Annotated in this window: 1 protein-coding gene; it reads left to right on the top strand. The window is 65.4% G+C overall.

Annotated elements, in window-relative coordinates; genetic code table 11:
• Window positions 1–598, top strand: a 598-nt coding sequence (locus GVL52_RS31660) for a branched-chain amino acid ABC transporter permease (RefSeq protein WP_368735335.1), incomplete at both ends; no start/stop codon positions are given.

The following is a 598-nucleotide window of genomic DNA, read 5'->3' as shown; positions in this document are numbered from 1 at the left end:
TTCCTGAACAACCTCGACCACCCCGTCAACCTGACCAACGGCCCCAAGGGCATCGGCCAGATCGACTCGGTGAAGATCTTCGGCCTGGACCTCGGCCGGCGCCTGGAGGTGTTCGGCTACGACATCAACTCCGTCACCCTCTACTACTACCTGTTCCTGGTGCTGGTGGTGCTGAGCGTCATCATCTGCTATCGCCTGCAGGATTCGCGCATCGGCCGCGCCTGGATGGCCATCCGCGAGGACGAGATCGCCGCCAAGGCCATGGGCATCAACACCCGCAACCTCAAGCTGCTGGCCTTCGGCATGGGTGCTTCGTTCGGCGGCGTGTCGGGCGCGATGTTCGGTGCGTTCCAGGGCTTCGTGTCGCCGGAATCGTTCAGCCTGATGGAGTCGGTGATGATCGTCGCCATGGTGGTGCTGGGCGGCATCGGCCACATCCCGGGCGTGATCCTGGGCGCCGTGCTGCTGTCCGCGTTGCCGGAGGTGCTGCGCTACGTGGCCGGTCCGCTGCAGGCCATGACGGACGGCCGCCTCGACTCCGCCATCCTGCGCCAGCTGCTGATCGCGCTGGCCATGATCATCATCATGCTGCTGCGCC

This window comes from Rhizobium sp. 18055 (genome assembly GCF_902706285.1).
Lineage (GTDB): Bacteria > Pseudomonadota > Alphaproteobacteria > Rhizobiales > Rhizobiaceae > Rhizobium.
This window is presented reverse-complemented; position numbering and strand designations above follow the sequence as displayed.